Raw genomic sequence first — 21,517 nt, 5'->3', positions numbered from 1 at the left:
TTTTCTTTGTCACTCTTGCTGGCCTAGGGTGATGAGGAGGATGACACCATGGCATTTAAAACGGAATACGAATTTGAGCTCCCGCGCGGCTATGTGGATGAAGAAGGAAACCTGCACAAGCGGGGAGTCATGCGCTTGGCGACGGCTGCCGACGAAATTTTGCCGATGCGTGATCCGCGTGTCCAGCAAAATCCCGGCTACTTGACGATTATTTTGCTGACGAGAGTGATTACGAAGCTGGGAGATGTACGGGGAATTGACACAAGAGTGGTAGAACGGCTATTTACGGCGGATCTCGCGTATCTGCAAAACTTGTACCGACAGATCAATGAATTGGACAGCTCGATGTTCAAGACATCTTGCCCGAAATGCGAGCATGAATTTCAGGTAGACATGGCTTTTTCAGGGGCGCTGGAGGGAGTATGAGTGGATACCCCGTCGACAAGATCTATGAAGAAGCCGCCTTCATCGCCTACTATTTTCACTGGCCTCACGACGAGATCATGTCGATGGAACACAAGGAACGGCGCCGCTGGTGCGAGGAGATATCCGCGATCAATCGCAAGCAAAATGACGAACCCGAAAATGTTTTTGATGTGTTTAAGCGGAGGTGATTCAGGTGTTCGCCAATGAGAATCCGTATTACACCAACCTCCGATTTCGTGTGGACTTTCTTCCGTTTGGATTGGAGATGGATGGCATCTGGGTCGCTGGATTTAGTGAAGTGTCCGGTTTGGCCGTCGAAACAGAGCTGGAGGAGTACCAGGAGGGCGGCGTGAATCATTTCGTCCACAAGCTGCCGAAACGCAGCAAGTTTCCCAACCTGGTCTTCAAACGAGGATTTGTGAGATCAAACGAGCTGTGGCGATGGTATGAGGACTTCCACTTTGGCCCGCCAGAAAAGCGCAAGCGCAAGCAGGGGGCGATCATTCTTATGGACCCAAACGGAAATGACGTGGGGGCTTGGGCATTTGAAGGGGCGTATCCGGTTAAGTGGGTTGGACCGGAGTTCCGGGCCACGCATGGAGAAGTGGCCATTGAGACATTGGAAATCGTGCACCACGGCTTAAAAGCGTATTTTTAAGCCTTATCCCGTCTGCAAGGAGCAAAAGAAACGATGATAACGATCAAGGCGCTCCTACCTTCGCGTCGTCCATCACTGCTGCCAAGGGCGTCCAGCCAAGGCTTTGCACAAAGCATCATGCAGAAGTATCGGCACGAGGAAGGTCGAGATCCCGCCTACCTTGCTTTGATCCATCGTGATTTTTCGCCGAGTATCGGAGGGCAGGAAAACCACTTTCATCAAGCCTTTATTCATGTACACATGCAGGTACAAGTGGACTCCTACCTCGGATTGAATCGAGAAATGCTGCCGAACGGCCAGGCTGGCGTCCCAGGGACAAAAGAGCGTGCGGTGATCATCCAAGCATCGGGACCAGGACGAAAAGTACGACCAGCTACTTTGATGCATGAGCTTTTGCGGAAGTGGGAGTCATCCAAATTAATCGAGAAGGTCTACCTGCCTCGGATCACCGTTGTCTCGAATGGAAGAGATAGATATCGCTCGTCCAGTTATGTTCAGTCTTCGGTTCAGCGAGCAAGCTTACTTGAAAAATCACAACCACTGGGACGGTTCAGCGAGCAGATAAGCACGGTCGATTTTGCTTCGCCTCTTTTGAAAGCACTAGTTTCAGACAACAAGGAAGCCGTACGTGAAAGATTTTGGACGCTTGGGACTTCCTATGGTTCGCCGGGATTTTTGGTACACACGGCGCGAATTGGTGAGCCTGGTGGACTCAAGACCATGCAAAAAGCACGTGAGCGGATACGGCTCGAATCAGCGACAAGAGTAGCTGCGATCTCGATTTCACGTGTCGGAGCGACGGGTTTTGCAGCTAGCCGATTCGAACGGTTTGGGGTTCGCGACTTTTTGCAGTTGATCGGTAGAGGGATGGAATCAAAGGTTGGGACGTGGTCTTTTCCTGTTTTGCTAAAAAGAGCAGAAGGACGGGCTACAAGCTTACCTTTGGATCGCTCGGTATGGACAGAGAAAGTCGGAATGGACGGCAGAGAATTCGCAAGACAAATCGAAAGCCAAATCATTCATGAAAGTACACGTTGGTCTGTAGCTTCCCAGCAGACTGAGCTTTGGGGGCGTTGGTGGGGAAATTTGAGTCTGTACTGGCGGGAAAGTCGAGCAACTTGGCTGCCTAGGATGATGACCACGAATCTACGGCCACGTGTTTTACAGCCAATTGTTTTCGCGAGTAGCCGTCAACATCCGCAAGCGAAAAGCGAGTGGATGCTAGAAACGCTGTCTGAAGTCTCTTCTAGCTCATTGGAACGGAAGATACTTCAAAGCATTGAGGCTTCGAAGGTGTTCTCGTCCGTATTGCCTGGCATGCTTCATCGAGCGGATGCCAATAGGAACAAACAACTGGTCCATTTAGCTCAACAGTTTTCGACGGCAGAAGGAGAACGTGGGCTAGCAGTGCTTGGTTCTCGACAGAGGTTGAAGCAGATAGAGAGCGGGCGGGAAGAACAGTCGAGCACTTTGATGTATTGGTTGCGCCAGCTTGTCATAAGTCGAGAGCGACAAGCAACTGTGCTTGCATCTCGGGTAGAGCAGGAGCAACTGAGTAGCATTACATTTCACCCTTTGCAACTGCTTTCTTCCGAATCCATCGCAACAAGGAATCAGTTGACATTACAGGAACTTAGGTTGAACGAGATTGTCAGGGAGCAGTGGGAGCAGTCCATTCGCTTGAGATCAAACCATGGGCAAACTCATCCGGGCAAAAGGAGCATGATCCAGGTTGCCTCGCGTGCTTCGTATCAGCAGTTTGACATGCTACAGCATGAGTGGTGGACGGGTTTGGCGTTACACGTTTTACACCCCATCTCCCGAATAGTTCCGCTTCTCTCGCAGTCAGTTGTCAGGAAGTCGATCGCTGCTTATTGGATACAGAGCTTCCAGTCAGCCAATGCTCCTGTTTTCTTTGAAAAACGAGGATGGTTGAACCAGCCTTGGATCAACGAATATCTTGAAACTCATAACGAAATCGAGCGTGAGCCAGCCGGTATAGCTAGTACTGCACGGTTTGTATGGAATCGCTTCGTGCCTGTCTTCCATACGAATCGCCAACACTGGCAGAAGCTACAAAATCGTATCGCAAGTTCTACCCGTCAAGAGACGAACGAGAAGTCTGTGATGGCGTGGGTGCATCTTCAACAGTTGGTGGCAGAACAGCTCAGAGCAAGGGAGCTCCTGGCTATTAGCACTCATGCAAGGAACCTTCTGAATGAGCCGGAGAACCAATCTCCGTATCCTGCGGCATTAAATACGCCTAGTAGATGGTTGATGCACCTGCGGAATGTTCTGACCAAAGAGAGCGCATCCCAAGGCATCTCTCAACCATTTTCCCAGCCAACCATTCATTTTCTGCAAAATATGCACCTTATACAGATGTCATACGAGTTGGTACGTCAGCTACTATTGCTTCAGGGTGGGAAGGACAAGCAGACAGATTTTGCTTTCTCTTTCTCCAAGAATCAAGAAAAGTTCAGCCTGCTCGAACGAATAGCGACGATCTCGATGGTACACGAGCATGAGCATCGTCCAATACGGAACACCGTCTTCCTAAAAAATGAACAGAGTACAAGTCGAGCATTCGTTCATACTCATCGCCATGAGCGGGAAGCCGTATTCCTCAGGCAGAACCGCTTTGATTCTGCAATACGTCGTGCCACAGAGTGGATTGGACTTGGAGAAGCCGATCATCAGCGATTGTACGACACGTCTGTGAAGCCGTTGTCTATCACAGAGAACGCCTCTGATAGAAAATCAATGCGACGGATAGCTGCTGGATGGAGTGCGGAACTAGGACTCACGATCCTCTTACAAAAAAGCGCGAAGCTCGCAGCGATGAGCGAGTTTGCAAAGATAGGCGCAACAAGCACAAGTGGGAAAGCTCCCCCGAGCAGTGAAAAGCAATCGAATGATCAGTCAAGGTCTCGCATGGGCGATAGCAATTCATTACGAGAAAGCCGTCAATCCCGTGAAAGCCGCTCCCGCTTCTTGCAGCAGACCACCAGCTTTTGGACAAGCTCAGTTGCCCTACGTGCTCACGCTTATCTTCAAGTCATGGAGCAAATCAGAAAGGCTATCCAGACTGATTTTCGGACGGCAGCATATGTCCAAAATAACCATCACTCACTCTCGGCTGTTCTGAACCGACACGATACACAAATGGTTGTTCAGAAACGATGGGGACCACTCCCTAGCCATGTGCATGGTCAAAGCATAGGGATGCTCGACAGTTCCGTTCACGAGAACAGAAGCAAACGTGCAGCAGAGCGACTACCACAAAAAGGTCGAGTCAACAGCTTGGAGCCATTTTCTCACCACCGTCCAATCAAATCTGGTTCATTTGCGAGAGAAAAATCCATTGATTTTGTCTTGGATAGATTGCATTCACGACAGCGTAGTAGCCGCAGCCGTTTTCAACAAAGCAACCATGAGCAGATTCTGACAGTCAATTCGAAGGCACAGACGATTAAACAGCTAACTCCTAATGAGGCACAGGAGGTCGAGATTCAAGACGCTCGACTCACCCCCCTGCAAAGACCAAGGCTATTCAATCTGGGGTCAACACCAATGGCCACGGAAAAAGTGAAACAGGCGGAAAAAAACACATCCCTAACACTTGTTCCAAAGTCAATGGTTGCCATGACAATGCAGCCTCCACTCCTGCAACGAATGCAACAAGCTCAAAGAGCGCCTGGAGAATCCGAGCAGCGCTCCCTGTCTGAAAACACAACCCATATTCATCGACAAGCGTTACGTACAGTGGACAGTCACGAAAGCCCTGCTGCTACCGTTCAGTCACCGCCATCCATGGATTATCTGCGAAAAAGCAACCAGTCTCAAGAAACCGCCGTGCAGCAGACGACAACACTTCCACTCCAACGACAAGTCGATCTACACGTCCAAGAGAGGGCTGGCAATCAGACGTCGTTATCCCCACAAGAGGTAGATCGATTGATGGATAAAATGATGAAGGAGCTGGATAAGCGCCTTACTCAAGAGCGGCAGCGACGAGGTCTATAAGCAGGAATCGCCGCATTCACAGACGACTATTTCTTCGGTAAAGAGAGGCAAAAGCCAATGATGGGTCAGGAGAAAAAGGCCAAGATTTTAGTGGATCGCAACGGGCAAGGAGACTTCAAGGAGAGTATTTCCGTTCTCTTTAACCCTTCGGAATACAAGGTAGATGCTTCCAATAACTACTCTTGGCAAAAGATATTGGGGCAATCGGTACCAGTCGGAATGTTCACGAGCGGTGATATCGAGACATTATCGGTCGACTTGTTTTTTGATACATACGAGGCTGGAGTGGATGTGCGTGCCTTCACGAATCAGGTGCTGGGATTGATGGCCGTAGAAAAGAAAATCAGTACGCCACCCCTTTGCAAATTCGTCTGGGACAGCTTTCAATTCACCGGTGTTGTCGAGAAGGTTTCGCAGCGGTTTACGATGTTTCTCGACCAAGGGACACCGGTAAGAGCTACGTTAGGCGTCACCTTTAAAGGCACGAGCGTGAAAAAGTCTACGGACGATATCGGGGCTGCAAGAGAAAAGGTCGCACAACAAACAGTCAATCAAGGAGACCAGTTGTATTTGATGGCGTATCACTCGTACAGTGATGCGTCGAAATGGCGAAACATTGCGAACGCCAATCAGATCGACAATCCCAGACTGCTAAAACCGGCTAGTACCCTGCATGTGCCACTTGTGAGGTGACAAAGCATGAGCGAATTGAAATTGACGACAGACCGCCATACCTTCGATGACCTGCGCCAAACGTACAACAACTTTCATTCCCCAGCCTTGGAAATACTCGTTGGAGGGAAAAAACTGATCAGCCAAGTAGGTGTCGCCATTACCAAAGCGACGATCAATTCCAGCTTGGAAGGCAAAGCGGATACGTTCTCGTTTTCGGTAATCAATGCTTTTGATACGGTAAAGTGGGAATTTCGCTGGGCAGATGATTATTTGGTTCCTGGCAACGAAATCGAGATTCAGTTGGGCTATGGAACCGAGTTATCCAGCCTCTTTTACGGGCATATTACTGCCGTTTCGTTTGCCTGTGAGGAGACGCCAACCATTACGGTAAAAGGGATGGATAAATCGTTCCTGCTTATGGTCGATAACAAGTCTACTTCCTGGAATAAAAAGAAATACAGCGATGTCGTGAAAGAGCTGGGACAGAAATACGGCTTGTCGACACATGTGGATGATACGGTTCATACAATCGAGACCATTACAAAGACGGTCTCCGAGACTGACTTTCAGTTTTTAAATCGTCTTGCAAAAATTTGTAACTACGACTTTTTTATCGTTGGGAAGAACTTATATTTCCGTAAGCCACTGAGCAACATGACGCCGGTCCTCACCTTGGTCTGGGGAGTTTCCTTGCGCAGCTTTTCCGTTGATGTCAACATTGCTTCCCAAGCTTCCTCCTATACGGTGAGATGGGTAGACAATGACAAAACAACGGTGCTCCAGGAAGCAAAAGCAACAAGCACAGATATCGGGAAGCTCGGGACCAATTCGAAGACAAGCGCTGATCTGCTGAAAGCAATCGGTGATTATTTTGATAAATACGAGTCTACGAAAAAGCTGGACTCACCTGAGGAAATAAAAGCAGTTGCCAAAGCACGCTTGAATCAACTCGCCATGAACCTTCTCGATGGCAACTGTGAGGCAGTCGGTCTGCCAGAAATTCGTGCTGGCCGCTATATCATGCTAGAGGGCATGGGGAAAAAGCTGAGTCAGCCTTATTACATCACATCTGTCACACATACCATCGATGTGGCATCTGGCTATGTTACGACGTTTCATGTGAAGGGAAATACGATATGAGCTTTGATCATTGGTTCTACCAGGATGAAATAACAGAAGAAGAACGGGCAAGAATCCACGGTGTCATTGTCGGTATTGTAACGAACAATGAAGACCCGGAAAAGCTCTCTCGTGTGAAGCTGAAGCTGCCTCTGGTTGATAATGAGCGGGAGACGGATTGGGTGCGAATCGCCACGCTTTTTGCAGGAAAAGATCGCGGCAGCCTGTTTATTCCAGAGGTAGGCGACGAGGTGCTGGTCGCGTTTCACTGGGGAGATGTACGCGAGCCGTTTGTAATCGGGATGCTCTGGAATCAGGAAAACAAAGGTCCGGAAATGGCAGAAAAAAACAACATCCGAAAAATCACGACCCGTGCAGGCCACGAAGTGATTTTTGGCGATGATCCGAATGACGGGAAGATCACGATTGCCACGAAAAAAGGACAACAGGTGGAGCTGTCGGACAAGGATGAAAGCATTGTGCTTACGGAGAGCGGTGGAAACAACCAAATCTCCATCAAAGGCGGCAGCACGGGCGAGGTTACGGTGAAGAGCGGCTCAAGTACGATCACGTTGAATGCAAAAGGGCAAGTAACCATTCAGTCAGACACATCGCTGACAATCAAGTCCACGCAGTTGAATCTGGAGGCGCAGGGAGCCATGTCGATTAAAGCAGGAGCGTCCCTAAACATCAAATCTGACGGAATTGTTGCCGTCAACGGTTCGGTGATCAAATTGAATTAATTCATGGGGGGATTCCATGCAGCAGCCATTCGGTGAAAAAGGATGGAAGTTCCCTATTCAGGTGGATCAGGCTACAGGTCGTATTCGTTTGTCCGATTACGAGGATGACATCGCAGAAGCCATTCGCATCATTCTTTCCACAGCAAAGGGAGAGCGTGTGATGCGACCGAAATTCGGGAGCGGATTGCAAGGCTTCATGTTTGATGGTACGGACGGAACGAGCCTGGCTTTGCTCCAGTCGGACATCGCAGAAGCGATCATGATCTGGGAACCGCGTGTGCGGGATGTGCAGGTGGAGGCCAAGGTCGACAAGACTCATTCTGAAATGGTGAACGTTACGATCAGCTATACGGTACGTGCGACAAACAAAGGCTATCAGTTGTTGTATCCTGTCCATCGTCTCGGTCCACGTGGATAGCGCAAGAGTCCCAGCCGCGTGAAGAAAAAAGGAAGGGAGGTGGGTAACGTGAAACCACCTTTGGTCGATCCGCGGGACATGCAAGCAGTCATCCGAAAAATGCGCGAAATGGTGCCATTCTATACCCCGGAGTGGCGATTCACTCCAGAAGATCCTGATGCGGGTACGGCTTTATTTCTCCTTTTCGCAGACATGCTGATGAATAATCGTGAGCGTTTGAACCAAGTGCCCGAGCGAAATTTTATCGCTTTTCTCAATATGCTCGGTGTCGGAATGGCTCAGGCACGACCGGCAGAAACCTTCTTGACATTTGAATTGAGTACAGGTGTGCAAAAGCCAGTTTGGATTCCGGCGGGCACAAAAGTTTCGGGGAAGTCTGCCCTTGGCGATGAAGTGGTTTTCGAAACAGATCAGCCTATGCTGGCTACCCCCTCTCTCCCGACAGATCTGTTGTTTTCCAATGGCAGTCGAGACTTTTTAACAGATGTAACGAGTTGGCTTGGAACAAATGCCCCCCTCTCTCTCTTGGACTGCAAGGCTTTGCCTAATCATCAGGAGCATTGCTGGTATTTGGGACATGAGGACTTGTTTTGTTTAGGAGATCGTGCTTCGATCCAGCTCACGATGGTTTCCAATCAGGAACGCTATTTGGAATCCTTGCTGACAGAGAAGCTGGCGAATCCAGAGCTGGTCGAGTGGACGTATCTTTCAGAGGGCGAATGGGTTTTGTTCGACAAGATCGAGGCTGATCAAAATCGACTGCGCTTGGAAAAAAAGCAGCGGAAAAAATGGGAGTCTAGCCAAGTGCAAGGAATCGAAAATCGTTGGCTCCGTTGTAGAGTGAAGCCAGATAGGATTCATGAATGGATGAAAAATGGCGGGAGCACCTCTCTGACCCAAATCCAGATGAAGACGGATTTTTTGCCAACAGACGATTCGAACGGCCTTGCACCCGACATGCTTTTTTCCAATGATGTGCAGGTTTCCGGGAGTGGTTGCCTTGCATTTGGCGAGCAGCTCGCACCGTATGGCATGTTTTTTTTGTCCTGTGAAGAGGCGTTGACGAAGCCTGGTAGTACAGTCGCCCTGCGTTTTCGGATGAAAACGGTGCCTTATCCCGCTACGCATCTCTCACAACCGGAACCGAAATGGAAATGGATCATGAAGGAATCTTCCTTTGACCCTCCTGCGACGACACCCGTCACGGTCAGCAAGGTGGTATGGGAATACTGGAATGGCAGCGGATGGATAGTGCTCCTGTCAGGAGAGGATCGTGAGAAGCTGTTTGCTGGCAGCGATTCGGATGAAGAGATTGAGGTTGCCTTTACGTGTCCAGATGATTTGCAGCCGACAACCGTCCAATCACAGTTAGGTTATTGGATTCGTGTGAGAATTCTTCAGGTGGAAGGCTTATATGGCCCGAATCCTGTATACATGGCCCCATGGCTGGAAGACATGCGCCTGACCTACTCGTACCGAGAGTCGCTGCAACAACCGGAAGTGATTCTCATACAGAACGACTTGGATTGGCAGCACCCTGTCAGTACAGGCCATCATCAGGCTAGCTTCCAGCCGTTTTGGCCGTCCGAATGCCTGCATCCCGCCGTCTACTTTGGATTTGAGCAGCCGCCTTTACAAGGACCGCTCTCTTTCTACTTTTCTTTTCTACCTATGGAAGAATCCCTGGGTGCTACTCCGGTTGTGCAATGGGAATACAAGCGCAAAGAAACAGGAACAACGTCGTGGGCCAAGCTGCAAACGATTGATCAGACCGCTGGTTTTACGGAAAGTGGTACCGTCCGATTCGCTGGTCCTTTTGATATGGAAAAAAGCAAAATGTTTGAGCGGGAGCGTTATTGGATTCGCGCCGTCAACGTAGACAATCGTCTTGGAGGAGGCGCTTTGGATGCAAGACTTCCTGTGCTAAGCGGCTTTTATCCGAATACGATACGAGCCATTCAACAGGAGACGATTCGCAATGAAATGGCAGAGCGGATAACAGAGGGGCCACAAGCCGAGTACAGACTCATCCGCCCTCCCGTCATGGGCGAAGAGGTATGGGTAGATGAAACAGGCTTCTTTTTACCGAGTGAACGAAAGAGCTGGTTGGAACATCCAGAAAATCGGGTGGAACTTCTTTATGATTCTGAGGGAAACGAGCAAAAATGCTGGGTTCTCTGGAAGCGAGTAGAGCATCTGCACGATTCTGGCCCGGATGATCGCCATTACTGCTTGGAGAGCGCTACCGGAAAAATTTTGTTTGGCGATGGTCGACACGGGAGGGAGCTTCCTCAATCCGGACTCGGTTCCGTGAGGGTGACGTATAAGGTTGGAGGGGGAACAGCAGGGAATCTTCCTGCTGGGCAGTTGAATCAACTGGAACAATCGATTCCATTTGTCCAAGCTGTCAGCAATCCGGTGCCTGCGATTGGGGGAAGTGATCGGGAGTTGCTGACGGAAGCCTTACAGCGCGGTCCTCAAACAATCAAGCATCGCTATCGAGCTGTGACGGCTGAAGATTTCGAATGGCTCGTCCGTGAAGCGCATCCGGAGATACCCAAAGTGAAGTGTTTGCCGAATCGGAACAGCCGCCTGCAAAGAGAAGCAGGGCATGTCACTGTGATCGTATTACCCGCAGCGGGCTGCTCCGGTACGCAATTTTTGGAGCTTCGGCGTTCTGTCACGAACTACTTGCTTACACATGCGGCAGCGACGGTAGCCTCTCCCGAGCGGATTCATGTCAGGGAGCCTGTCTACTTGGAAATTGCAGTGACGGCAGAGCTGGCAGTGGGGGCTTTGGACGAAATCGTTGAGGTGGAGCTGGAGACACTCGGCAAGCTCGCACGATTCCTTGACCCGATAACAGGAAATCTGCACGGTGGGGGTTGGGAAATAGGCCAGCGTGTGCATCCTTCGCTCTTATTTGCGTTGTTGAAATCCGTAAAGGGCGTCCGCTTTGTGGATCATCTGACCTTGGCCGTATTTCGAACGGAAAATGGGCAACGAAAGGAAATACTCGCTTCTGAATACGAAACGATCGTACATGGGATTGTCACAGAGGGAGCCCATCGAATCAGCGTCCGCGTTCACGAAGGCCAGGCTTTCTCCCCACCCAAACATTGAAAAAGGAAGTGCGCGCTATGCTTCCATCCAAGAATCTGGATGATCGCCACTTTGAGGAGATCGTCGAACAAGCAAAAAACGCGATCCCCAAGCTGCAGCCAGAGTGGGGTGATCACCGTCATCACGATCCGGGCATTACGCTTTTGGAGATGTTCGCGTGGTTGATGGAAATGCAGCAATACTATCTCAACCGGATCACAGAAAAGAACGAACGCAAATTTTTGCAGCTCATGGGTGTACACCCAAAGAACCAGTCATGTGCGACGACGGATGTAACGTTTTTCGACGTGTCAGAAGAAGCGATCCTTCCGGAGAAGACGAGATTGTTCGCGGGGAATCTTCCTTTCGAGACGGAACATTCGCTTGTTCTGGTACCAGCCAGCCTGGAGCGTGTTCTGGTTCATACAGAAAGCGGGACGACCGATGTGAGTTCATCCAATGCGCATAACGGTGTTTCCTACTACGCATTTGGTCAGGAACCAAAGATAGGGAACAAGATTTATTTAGGCTTTGATCGGCCATTGCCAGTGGGGAGGGCAGTCTCCATCGGTTTGCGCCTGTTTGAAGACTATCCTGTCCCAATCGTCCCGCTTACGCCCACATCGCTTTTCGTTCCATCGGCCACTCTCGAGTGGGAGTATTATGGACAGAACGAAGTCATGAAAGAAACAGGTTGGAGTCCGTTGCCACGGGTCTCGGATGAAACGATGAATCTCTCCTTTTCGGGACGAGTCCTAATTGAGCTGGAAGGGACAATGAAGCCAATCATGCTTTACCCCGCCAATGATCGGCCTCGATTCTGGCTCTGTGCGACATTGCGTGCAGGTCGATTCGAATTGGCTCCACGCATGGAAAAAATCGAGCTAAACACCGTGAACGCCATCCAACGCGAAACCTTCAGCCAAGTGTGGGAGTACGATGGAACGGGTCAAGTGGATCAGCAGATCGTCCTTGTAAGCTCGTTACCATATGAAGGCACAGTAGAGGTTCAATGCAAACAGGGGCATGATTGGCAAAGTGGATGGAATCAAGATGAACCAGACCAAGCTGATACAGGTGTATTTTCATATCGCGTTTCGCGGGACCCAGAACAGGGCGCAACGATGATTCGGTTTGGGAGTGCAATGCCTGAGGGCCGCAGAAATATTCGGGTCATCGCCTATCGGAGTGACTTTGCAGGGCAGCGGTTGCTTGGAGTAAGCAGTGGATTGCCACATCAAGTGTTTCGGCTGAATGTCCAATCGATCTTGCCAGAAACGTTTGTCATTCAGGTGGCACGTCAGGTCGAAGGCAGTCCGTTTCCGGTCTGGGAAGACTGGTCGCTGGTCACTGATTTTGACCGATCGGGGCCAAAGGATCGCCATTTTATACTGTATGATGCGGACGGAGCAGAAATTGCGTTTGGTAACAATGAGCACGGAGCCATTCCTGAAAGGCTGGAAGGCATGGCGGGCATTCGGATCATATCTTGTCAGACAGGCCAAGGTGCGAAGGGGAATGTACAGGGTGGCCAAATTACTCGGTTCCTCCCGCTTGCCCGGCAGCGAACCCACGCGCAGGTGACCAATCCCCGTCCAGCCAGTGGGGGAAGCGAGCGCGAAACGATCGATCAAGCCAAACGCAGGATGAGAATGGAATGGAAAAAACCACAGCGGGCCATTACAGCAGAAGATTATGAGGCCATTGCGCTAGCGACTCCCGGGTTGCGAGTGGCCCGCGCGAAGGCAATCCCCCTGTATAAAGTAGGGGAAATGGGAGTATCCGAGCAAAGTGCAGCCGCTCAAATGACCGTCGTCATCGTCCCGTTCAGCGACCAGCCGACACCACTGCCAAGTGAAGGCTCCTTAAGGACCGTTCGCCACCAATTGGAACAGCGAAGGCTGCTGACGACAGAAGTCCATGTGGCCGCTCCCGCCTATATCAAAGTGACCGTTTTCTCCACAATCGTGGTAGAGCCTGCGTTTGCAGACAAAAAGCAGATCGTGCTACAGGCACTGAAGCAGTATTTAACACCATTGAATGTCCAAGATTCTTCGACTTTTCAAGGAAAAGGATGGGAATTTGGACGGCCTGTTTATAAAAGCGATCTCTACGAGGTATTAAACCAGATCGAGGGTGTGCTGTACGTGACGGATTTGTGGGTTTCCGCGGAGGGCACAGGCATCATCAGGGATGAAGGGGGAGATATTCAGATACCACTTCATGCGCTGGTGTACTCAGGAGAGCATGTTCTGGAGCTCATTGTGGATAGAGAAAGATAGACGGGAACAAACGGAGGAGTGGGCGTGGATACAATGAATCGTTTCTTTTCCCTGAACAATCCGTCCGATTGGCAGCGGGGGGTCTGGTATAACCTTCACGTCTCCAACGAGGGGATCGCGCTGAACAAATCGCCCGAATATGTGATCGATCATGTGCATCTGGCTGGGACGACACATCACTCTCGCCTCTTGGATTTTGCCATTGCACGGGTTGGCTCGTTGCTTTGGTTGGACGAAAGCGGTCATATCACGCATTATGATGACAGCAACAACTTCAAGGAGACTGTGTTTCGCGCTGGACGCGGGCTGTTTTCCAAAGACTCGTTTCTCGTCGCTAACGATGAATACGTGTACATTATCGACGCCGAAGCGAGGAGAAAAGTCGGAGCGTATTCCATAGCCAACGGCCAGTGCGTTTGGAGCTGGGAGGAGGGGGAGGGACAGCAGCTTTTTCCTTTGGATGCAGGGTTGGATGAAGAAGGACATCTTTACATCACGACACCCGTGGGCGTGGATCGAGACGACGAACGGAAGGAAATCGCGGCGGGAACACAAGTCGTCGTCCTTCGATTGAATCGGGCAGGTAAGATTGACGCTACATACACACATACGGAATTGAAAGTAACAGAGACAGCGACCCTTTGTGAGATCAGGCGAAGGAGGTTGTTTCGCCTCTCCGTTGCCGAAGCAGGCAAGGTCTATCTATTTTGGACACAGACGAATCAAGTGTTTCGGTTCTCTTCGGAAGGCTCCGATGTGTGCACGCTGGCGATCCCGCCAGGAACCAAGCCCACGGGATTTGCAGTGGGTTCAGGTCCTATTCTCTACGTAGGTGATAGTCGTTCCATCGATTCGGCTCATGATCATACCCGATTCATTTTGCGTTTTCAACCGACGGGAGAAGCACTTGCGCCATTGACCAACTATCACGGACGTGCAGACAAGCTCGTTTTTGACAATCAACAGCAGCTGTATGTTTGGGACGCACAGAAAAATGTTCTGACCATGTTGAGACTCGTCTCGCGAACGTCGAACCTGGATGAGACGGGAATACCGATGGGCATCTACTTCTCTCGTGCATTGGATAGCGCGGAATTTGAGACGGTGTGGCATAAAATCAAGCTGGATGCAGACATACCGGAAGAAACGCAATTACTCATCTCGACGTTTTCTTCTGATCGAAAAGAGCATGTGATTCATGGAGCCGTCCACAATCTGGATGATTTTTTGCTGGCAGACGACATGGACTGGAAAACCAAGCTGCAAAGGACGGCCAATCTATGGTCGGAGCCGGTAATCAACGCCTCAGATGCGTTGTTTCATTCAGCAAAAGGCCGTTATTTATGGCTCAAAATCGAATGGCTCGGTACTGACCGCCATTCCCCGTTGCTCAGGCAAATGCGGATTTACTCGCCGCGCGACACCTTTTTGCGTTATCTACCAGCGACTTATCAAAGTGATCCTGCCAGTGCTGATTTTTTGGAGCGTTTCCTCTCCCTTTTTGGGACGTTTTACTTGGAGCTGGAGGAACAGATTGGTACCATCTCGCGGTTGTTCGATCCTGATACGACACCTGGAGAGTTCGTCCCTTGGCTCGCTTCCTGGTTGGGGATGGGCAGGGACGAGCATTGGACAGAGGTACAGCGACGAGAGCTGATTCGTCGCGCACCGGAGCTGTATGCAGAGCGGGGCACTCGTGCGGGCTTGGAAAAGATGGTAGAGCTGTATACCGGGGAGCGCCCGATGATCGTTGAGTATTTTCAAATCAGGGACATGAAGGCGATCCCGGAGCTGCACGAGCTGATCTCTTCCTTGTACATGGATCATCCGTACCAATTTTGCCTGATCGTTTCGCAGGAATGCGCGAAAACAGAACGGGAGCAGTCGGTTCTGCAAAAGATTTTGGAAGATCAAAAGCCTGCTTTTACAGAGGCAAAGCTCATCGTTCTGCGCCCGGGCATCTACGCCGACATCCATAGCTACGTGGGGATTAATTCTTATTTGACGGAGCCATCGTTCCTTACACTTGATCAAAATTTATCCATGCCACACAACACGGTGCTAAGCGGGAACGACCGCAGCAGACGAATCGATTATGACACCAGGATTGGCCTGGATGCAGAGCTGGAGTAAGAAGCCGAGATTTTTACGCAAAGTGAGGTGTTCGAGATGAAGAATCTGCGTTATTTTCCACATGAACGGAATGTGTATTTCAAAGGGAAGCTGTTGACCGTCAGAGATTTCGAATCAGAACAGCGCTATTTCAATGACAAACGCCGACTCACCAATCGATTGCTTCACGGGGGTGGAGTGGTATGCGGTTTGCAGGTGATCGCTGTGGACGAAAAGCAGATTTCGGTTGAAGCTGGAGTCGCTCTAGATTATCTCGGGAGGGAAATCGTGCTTCCTGAGCCTGTGAAGCTGAAGCTGTCCATGATGGAAGGCTTTAGCAACAACGACTATGCGAAAAATGTGTACGTCTGCTTAGCCTATGATGAAAAAGGCAAGGAACAGGTCTTCTCCGTCTCTGAAACCGTCGAGCAGGAAATGGCTGAATACAACCGAGTGGCAGAAGGATATCGGCTTTTTATCAAAGAGGAGGCACCACATCCTGCTTCCATCGAAGGGGTGCAACTGGTAGAGCAAAGAGTGCTGCTCTATGCAGATCCACAGGTGCGCATTTGGCAGGCTACCCCACGATACGTCAATCCAGGTGAAGTATTTTCATTGCAGTTGCACATCGAGAAGACGGTACAAACGTCACGCGTGCAGTTCCAATACAAGCTGGATGCACCAGGGCTGACAGTCATGGAAAGCAGTGATGGTAGTGTATCCTTCATAGAGCCTGTTGACGCAAGAGAGACGGATTATGTCGTCTCCATTCCGATCAAGGCTGGCCGGGATCGCGGTACGGTAGAGCTGGCAGTGCTGGGTGGCAAGGCAGAGGTTCGACTCGGCGATCGCTTGCTGCATACCGATCTCGTTTCTGTAGGGAAAATCGAAATCACGTCAGACGATCTGGTAGAGCGGCTCGTGTCCGATTACTACAGTCGCAAGCTGGATCAGGTGACACATGCGAACGAACAGCCTTTTCTTTATTTGGCAAAAGTATGCTTGCTGCAAATGAATGCGACCTATGTGATTGAGAAGGTTGTTCCTGTTCCGTTTGGGGAGTACGTGTATACACCAGCACTTTTGCAAAAGCTTGCGTTGCGTGCGCAGAAGGGAAACCCAGTCGAGCAAGGCTCCCATGCAGATTCCTTTCGGGTGACCACGCGCGTGAAAGAAATAGCGGCAGGTGATAAGCCGCAGTTCGATGTGAGCTACGATAATCTGGCGTCTGTCTACCAGTTTGAGCTTGGACTGCCCCGGCCTGGAAAGGCAAATGAACAAGTAGCAACAGGTGTGGTAGAAATACCGATTGAGCCGTACTTGTCCAACTGGCCGTTTGGGGTCAAGATCGGCAATCGTTATTTTTCGGAGGAGCTCAAGCACTCCCTCGGGAAAGGCAACGTGTATGTCAGTGCAGGAATCGAGGATTTTCATGCAGATGTGATCGATGAGTTGCTTTCCCAACATGAGCAAGTGATGTACGGGCATAGCAGTGTGTTTGATGATTCGGAGTATGCGACAGATGCAGCGCATTTTGCCGTAGGGGTCATCGTTTATCCGCAGAAAGGAACGTTTCGGATCGGTGTTCAGGTGAAGGGACCTGTTCAGACAGATCGGGTAAGGATCAGATGGTGGGCGATCAAACCGCTGGCAGCAGGGACAGAGGACGTGGTGTTTCAAGATTCGCAAGAGTAGCAAGGTTTTCCTCATTTTGTAAATATGCTACACTATCTGAATGTAAGTACATATCAGCGTAAGACGGGAGGAGATCCAATGGCAACACATATCACAGATCATTCCGTTTTGAACAACGGGGTGAAGATGCCCTGGCTGGGTCTGGGGGTCTGGAAGGCAAAAGACGGAAACGAAACGTTGGCCGTCCGATCCGCGATTGAGGCGGGTTATCGCAGTATAGACACGGCAGCTATCTACGGCAACGAAGCCGGAGTAGGCGAAGGAATCCGTCAAGCCGGGATTGATCGCGATCAATTGTTCATCACGACAAAGGTGTGGAATGCGGATCAAGGCTACGAGTCAACGCTGAAGGCTTTTGATGAAAGTATGAAAAAATTGGGTACCGATACGCTGGATTTGTACCTGATTCACTGGCCCGTAAAAGACAAGTATGTCGATACATGGAGGGCCTTGGAAAAGCTGTACCGCGATGGATATGTACGTGCGATTGGCGTCAGTAATTTTCATAGCCACCACCTCGAGGATTTACGCCAACATAGCGAGATCATTCCAGTTGTCAACCAAGTCGAGTATCATCCATTGCTTACTCAAAAAGAATTGCATGCGTATTGCAAAGAGCACCAAATTCAACTAGAAGCATGGAGCCCGTTGATGCAAGGAAATCTCGATCATCCTCTCTTGGTAGAATTGGGACAAAAATATGGCAAGTCGCCTGCACAAATTGTGCTTCGCTGGGATTTGGAAAACCAAGTGGTCACGATTCCTAAGTCGATCACACCAGAGCGGATTCGCCAGAACGCAGATGTTTTTGACTTCACCCTCAGTGCAGAGGATGTAGAAAAAATCACTGCCCTAAATGACAACAAGCGTTTTGGGCCAGACCCAGATGATTTTGATTTTTAAAGGGACACGGATAACGCATAAACGGGGAGCCGCAACAGGTCGGCTACCCTTTTTTCATTCCTGTCTTTGTGCGGACCTCGGATTCGCTCTTTACTATGCTTTATTTTTTCGTATACTGAAAAGTAGCATATTCGTTTCATCAGATGAAACGATCGGAACAAAGTAGGAAGCAGGTGTCAAACACTTATGGAAGAAGAACAAAAAGCAAACGTTCGAGCAGTCGATCGGGCTTTGGATATCCTGCTCTGTTTTACGGACGCTACGGATCTAGGCCTGAGTGAGATAGCGAGTCGACTCTCCTTGCATAAAAGTACCGTGCATCGTTTGCTGGCAACGCTAGAGAACAAAGGATTTCTGATACGAGATGTTCAGACAGAGAAGTATCGACTTGGGTTTCGGGTTTGGGAGTTATCCGCCAATTTGTCGCAAAACGATGATCCAGCCATATTGCTACTGCCAGAGATGGAGCGACTGCGGGATTTGGTGGAGGAAACGATCAGTTTGTACGTACGAGATGGAAACGAGCGGATACGCGTACAGGCAGTCCAGAGCAAGCAACCGATTCGCAGGGTGGCGCCAATCGGGGCGCGTATGCCACTCACGGTGGGGGCATCCAGCAAAGTACTTGTTGCATATGCAGAGCCTTTCATTTTGCAGGAAGTTATCAGCGACCCGAATTGGCCTGACTATGTGAACAAGGAGTCTTTTATTGAGCAATTGGATCAAATCAGGAAGCAAGGCTTCGCGACAAGTGTGGAGGAACGGGAGCTGGGGACGGCAGCCGTTGCCGTCCCGATATTCAACCGCAACGGACAATTGGTAGCGTCTATTGCGGCGTCAGGTCCTTCTAACCGCCTGACTCCTGAAAAAATGAGCCAATACGCACCTTACATCATGGAAGCAGCCTATCGGATGGGCAAAATGATGAAATAACGAAGAAGCCAATCAAAACACAAAGAGAATGTGTTTTGGTTGGCTTTATTTATTGAACGATCGATGCGTAATCATTGGCGCACGGTTAACACCACGTTGCCTTTCTTATGCCCCAGCTCCACATAAGAGTGGGCCTCCGCTGCTTGCTCTAGCGGATAAATGCGATCGATGACGGCACGCAGCTTGCCGGCCTCGATTAGCTCCTTTACATACCTCAAGTCGTCCGCTTTTTCGTTCGCGGTTCCACCAATCACCTTCTTACCACTCGTCATGTTCGTCCATAACCCGCGAACGATTGGCAAAGGGCTGAAATGGACCGCTCGCAGGTAGTAACCGTTCGGTGTCAGTCGCTCGATGCATGCCTGAAACGGACTCTTTCCGACCGTATCGAAAATGATATCGTAGACCGCAGTCTCGTCCTCGAAGTTTTCTTTTGTATAATCGATGATTCGGTCGGCCCCCAACGATCTTACCAGCTCCACATTCGATGTGCTGCATACTCCGGTCACTTCCGCACCGAAATGCTTGGCGAGCTGTACCGCATACGTCCCGACACTGCCAGAAGCACCGTATATGAGCACACGCCTGCCGTGCTGGATATTGCCCTTCCGGAGAAATTGCAAGGCAGTATAGGCACCGACCGGAACCGCGGCTGCTTCCTCAAACGTCATGTTCGCAGGCTTCAGTGTAATACAACCGTTCTCAGGTAAGCATTTGTATTCGGCATACGCGCCGAAGCCGTTTCCGCAGGCAGCATAGACGGCATCCCCCGGTTTAAACTGAGAAACACCACTGCCCGTTGATTCGACAACCCCGGCTAATTCGAAGCCGAGAATCTTGATTTTCCTCGGCTTCCACAGACCATTAAACAGACGTGCCAGGAAAGGATCTGCCTTGCGTAAACGCCAATCCCCCGCTGCGGCAGTTGCAGCATAGACTTTGATTAATACCTCGTCGTCCTTCGGTACCGGTTTGGCGACATCCCGGAGCTGTAGGACATGGGGCGGCCCGTATTGCTCGTATACGATCGCTTTCATCTCTTCGCCCTCCAATTAGCCTTGGCTGTTTTCCTATTTTATACGGAGTCATTTGATTAAAGTTTTCATTTTTTTGAATAGGAGAGCTGTTTTTTTCTTACTCAAATAATAAACTTTACTTAAGTTAACTTATATACTATGATAAACACAAGTAGAAATATGGAAAAAGGAGTACAAGATGGCAGAAGCATTATCACTACGCGAGAAAAAGAAAGCAAAAACCAAATTCGCCCTTCTGGACGCTGCCCTGGAGCTAATAGGCGACGGGAGCTTCCGGAATGTACTGGTGGATGACATTTGTGAACGAGCAGAGGTGTCGAAGGTCACATTCTTTAAATTTTTCCCGCAAAAGGAAGAGCTCTTGATTTATTACATGAGCATATGGCAAGCAGAGTGCTTTGTTGAGTTGCGGAGTACTGGCAAGAGGGGCTGGGAAGGCGTGCGGCATATTTTTGCCAAGGTTACGCGCGATAGCCAGAAGCAACCAGGAATCATGCTTAGCCTTATCAGCTTTTTAGCCGAGCAAAAAATGCACCCGTGTGTTCCACTCTTATCTGATGCTGAATTGTATTTGCGCTTCCCCAAGGAAGAGGAGAGAGAAGAGATTAGAGCTACTAATCTGCATCAAATATTGCAAAAGTGCGTGCAAGAAGCGGCCGAAGATGGTCAGCTTGCCCTTCATCTGTCGGAGGAGAAGGCCGTAATTCTGTTATTCTCGATGTTTTACGGAGCTTATCTGACGGCACATTTGTTTCATGTGTCTGATTATATGGCGTGTTACGAGCTGCACCTCAATTCTTTGATAAGGTAGGGGAGTCGGATGGCAAAAGTAGTTCCGGGGCGTTTTACAGCACAAATGGAAGGACCTTTCGTCGTATTTATCATCGGGATGCGAATCAACCGTATGCTTGCGGTTCACAAGTGGATGCCAGTAGCCAACGCCATGGGAGGCATGATGCGAGAATTGTATCAGCACCCGGAGCTCGGATTGTTAGGTCACACTTCGCATTTTAATCTGCGTGAAATCACTCAAATCCAGTACTGGCGGTCCTATGAGCATCTGGAAAATTATTCAAGAAAAAGCCACAATCATCTGAGCGCGTGGAGGAAGTTCAACCAAGCGGTTGGAACGGATGGAACGGTGGGGATTTTTCACGAGACGTACTTGGTCGATGCGGGAAAATACGAATGTCTTTACGGAAATATGCCTGTCTGGGGATTGGCCAAGGCAGGTGAGCATCTACCGGCAGTGGGAAAAAGGGAGACGGCACGCCGCCGTTTGGGCGGTGAGAATGAGCCAGCGGTTCCTACTCCTACACAATAAGAGAAGATACCTCAGAAGCTATTATATTTTTGTTGCAAACTAGCGGCCCTTTCTTCCTTTTAGA

At 50.0% G+C, this 21,517-nt stretch carries 17 protein-coding genes; 16 read left to right on the top strand and 1 reads right to left on the bottom strand.

Going from position 1 to position 21,517, the window contains the following annotated elements:
• Positions 1 to 48 precede the first annotated feature (48 nt).
• The 14 genes from AB432_RS21705 to AB432_RS21640 all read left to right on the top strand — a co-directional run bounded on the left by AB432_RS21705 (position 49) and on the right by AB432_RS21640 (position 19,092).
• Positions 49 to 426 carry a hypothetical protein gene (locus tag AB432_RS21705; RefSeq protein ID WP_007721338.1) on the top strand — a complete coding sequence of 126 codons (378 nt, stop codon included), beginning with the start codon at positions 49 to 51 and terminating at the stop codon, positions 424 to 426.
• Positions 423 to 614 carry a DUF6760 family protein gene (locus AB432_RS21700; protein WP_007721336.1) on the top strand — a complete coding sequence of 64 codons (192 nt, stop codon included), beginning with the start codon at positions 423 to 425 and terminating at the stop codon, positions 612 to 614. The genes AB432_RS21705 and AB432_RS21700 overlap by 4 nt, the downstream gene beginning before the upstream one ends.
• Positions 615 to 619: 5 nt before the next feature.
• Positions 620 to 1,084: a phage tail protein gene (locus AB432_RS21695; RefSeq protein ID WP_048034038.1), complete on the top strand. Its 465-nt coding sequence runs from the start codon at positions 620 to 622 to the stop codon at positions 1,082 to 1,084.
• A gap of 33 nt (positions 1,085 to 1,117) precedes the next feature.
• On the top strand, positions 1,118 to 5,110 hold the full coding sequence (locus AB432_RS21690; protein WP_048034037.1) for a hypothetical protein: 3,993 nt from the start codon (positions 1,118 to 1,120) through the stop codon (positions 5,108 to 5,110).
• 57 nt (positions 5,111 to 5,167) lie between these two features.
• Positions 5,168 to 5,803 (top strand): CIS tube protein, encoded by a 636-nt coding sequence (locus tag AB432_RS21685; RefSeq protein ID WP_048034036.1) that lies wholly within the window; start codon positions 5,168 to 5,170, stop codon positions 5,801 to 5,803.
• A 6-nt stretch (positions 5,804 to 5,809) separates the two neighbouring features.
• Positions 5,810 to 6,925 (top strand): phage late control D family protein, encoded by a 1,116-nt coding sequence (locus AB432_RS21680; protein WP_048034035.1) that lies wholly within the window; start codon positions 5,810 to 5,812, stop codon positions 6,923 to 6,925.
• Positions 6,922 to 7,647, top strand: a complete 726-nt coding sequence (locus tag AB432_RS21675) for a phage baseplate assembly protein V (RefSeq protein WP_048034034.1) — start codon at positions 6,922 to 6,924, stop codon at positions 7,645 to 7,647. Before AB432_RS21680 ends, AB432_RS21675 begins: the two co-directional genes overlap by 4 nt.
• Positions 7,648 to 7,663: 16 nt before the next feature.
• Complete coding sequence (locus tag AB432_RS21670) at positions 7,664 to 8,065, top strand: GPW/gp25 family protein (RefSeq protein WP_048034033.1); 402 nt, start codon at positions 7,664 to 7,666, stop codon at positions 8,063 to 8,065.
• Between the two features lie 48 nt (positions 8,066 to 8,113).
• The gene (locus tag AB432_RS21665; RefSeq protein ID WP_048034032.1) at positions 8,114 to 11,188 is read left to right on the top strand and encodes a putative baseplate assembly protein; all 3,075 of its coding nucleotides are present in this window, start codon (positions 8,114 to 8,116) and stop codon (positions 11,186 to 11,188) included.
• Positions 11,189 to 11,205: 17 nt separating this feature from the next.
• Positions 11,206 to 13,449, top strand: coding sequence for a putative baseplate assembly protein (locus AB432_RS21660; protein WP_048034031.1), 2,244 nt, complete (start codon positions 11,206 to 11,208; stop codon positions 13,447 to 13,449).
• A 33-nt stretch (positions 13,450 to 13,482) separates the two neighbouring features.
• A complete protein-coding gene (locus AB432_RS21655) occupies positions 13,483 to 15,582 on the top strand; it encodes a phage tail protein (RefSeq protein ID WP_235617751.1) in 2,100 nt (699 codons plus the stop codon).
• Between the two features lie 36 nt (positions 15,583 to 15,618).
• The gene (locus tag AB432_RS21650; RefSeq protein ID WP_048034029.1) at positions 15,619 to 17,256 is read left to right on the top strand and encodes a hypothetical protein; all 1,638 of its coding nucleotides are present in this window, start codon (positions 15,619 to 15,621) and stop codon (positions 17,254 to 17,256) included.
• Positions 17,257 to 17,334: 78 nt separating this feature from the next.
• Positions 17,335 to 18,159 (top strand): aldo/keto reductase, encoded by an 825-nt coding sequence (locus AB432_RS21645; RefSeq protein WP_048034028.1) that lies wholly within the window; start codon positions 17,335 to 17,337, stop codon positions 18,157 to 18,159.
• Positions 18,160 to 18,345: 186 nt separating this feature from the next.
• Positions 18,346 to 19,092, top strand: coding sequence for an IclR family transcriptional regulator (locus tag AB432_RS21640; RefSeq protein WP_017250488.1), 747 nt, complete (start codon positions 18,346 to 18,348; stop codon positions 19,090 to 19,092).
• Positions 19,093 to 19,163: 71 nt separating this feature from the next.
• On the opposite strand, the gene AB432_RS21635 is transcribed toward AB432_RS21640, so the two are convergent.
• Positions 19,164 to 20,129 (bottom strand): NAD(P)-dependent alcohol dehydrogenase, encoded by a 966-nt coding sequence (locus tag AB432_RS21635; protein ID WP_048034027.1) that lies wholly within the window; start codon positions 20,127 to 20,129, stop codon positions 19,164 to 19,166.
• A 178-nt stretch (positions 20,130 to 20,307) separates the two neighbouring features.
• Here AB432_RS21635 and AB432_RS21630 point away from each other — a divergent pair, with 178 nt between their 5' ends.
• On the top strand, positions 20,308 to 20,940 hold the full coding sequence (locus tag AB432_RS21630) for a TetR/AcrR family transcriptional regulator (protein ID WP_048034026.1): 633 nt from the start codon (positions 20,308 to 20,310) through the stop codon (positions 20,938 to 20,940).
• Positions 20,941 to 20,949: 9 nt separating this feature from the next.
• Positions 20,950 to 21,453 (top strand): DUF4188 domain-containing protein, encoded by a 504-nt coding sequence (locus tag AB432_RS21625; protein ID WP_048034025.1) that lies wholly within the window; start codon positions 20,950 to 20,952, stop codon positions 21,451 to 21,453.
• Positions 21,454 to 21,517: the final 64 nt, after the last annotated feature.

It is taken from the genome of Brevibacillus brevis, assembly GCF_001039275.2.
Taxonomy (GTDB): domain Bacteria; phylum Bacillota; class Bacilli; order Brevibacillales; family Brevibacillaceae; genus Brevibacillus; species Brevibacillus brevis_C.
Note: the sequence above shows the minus strand (reverse complement) of the source record. Positions and strands in the feature narration are given on the sequence as shown.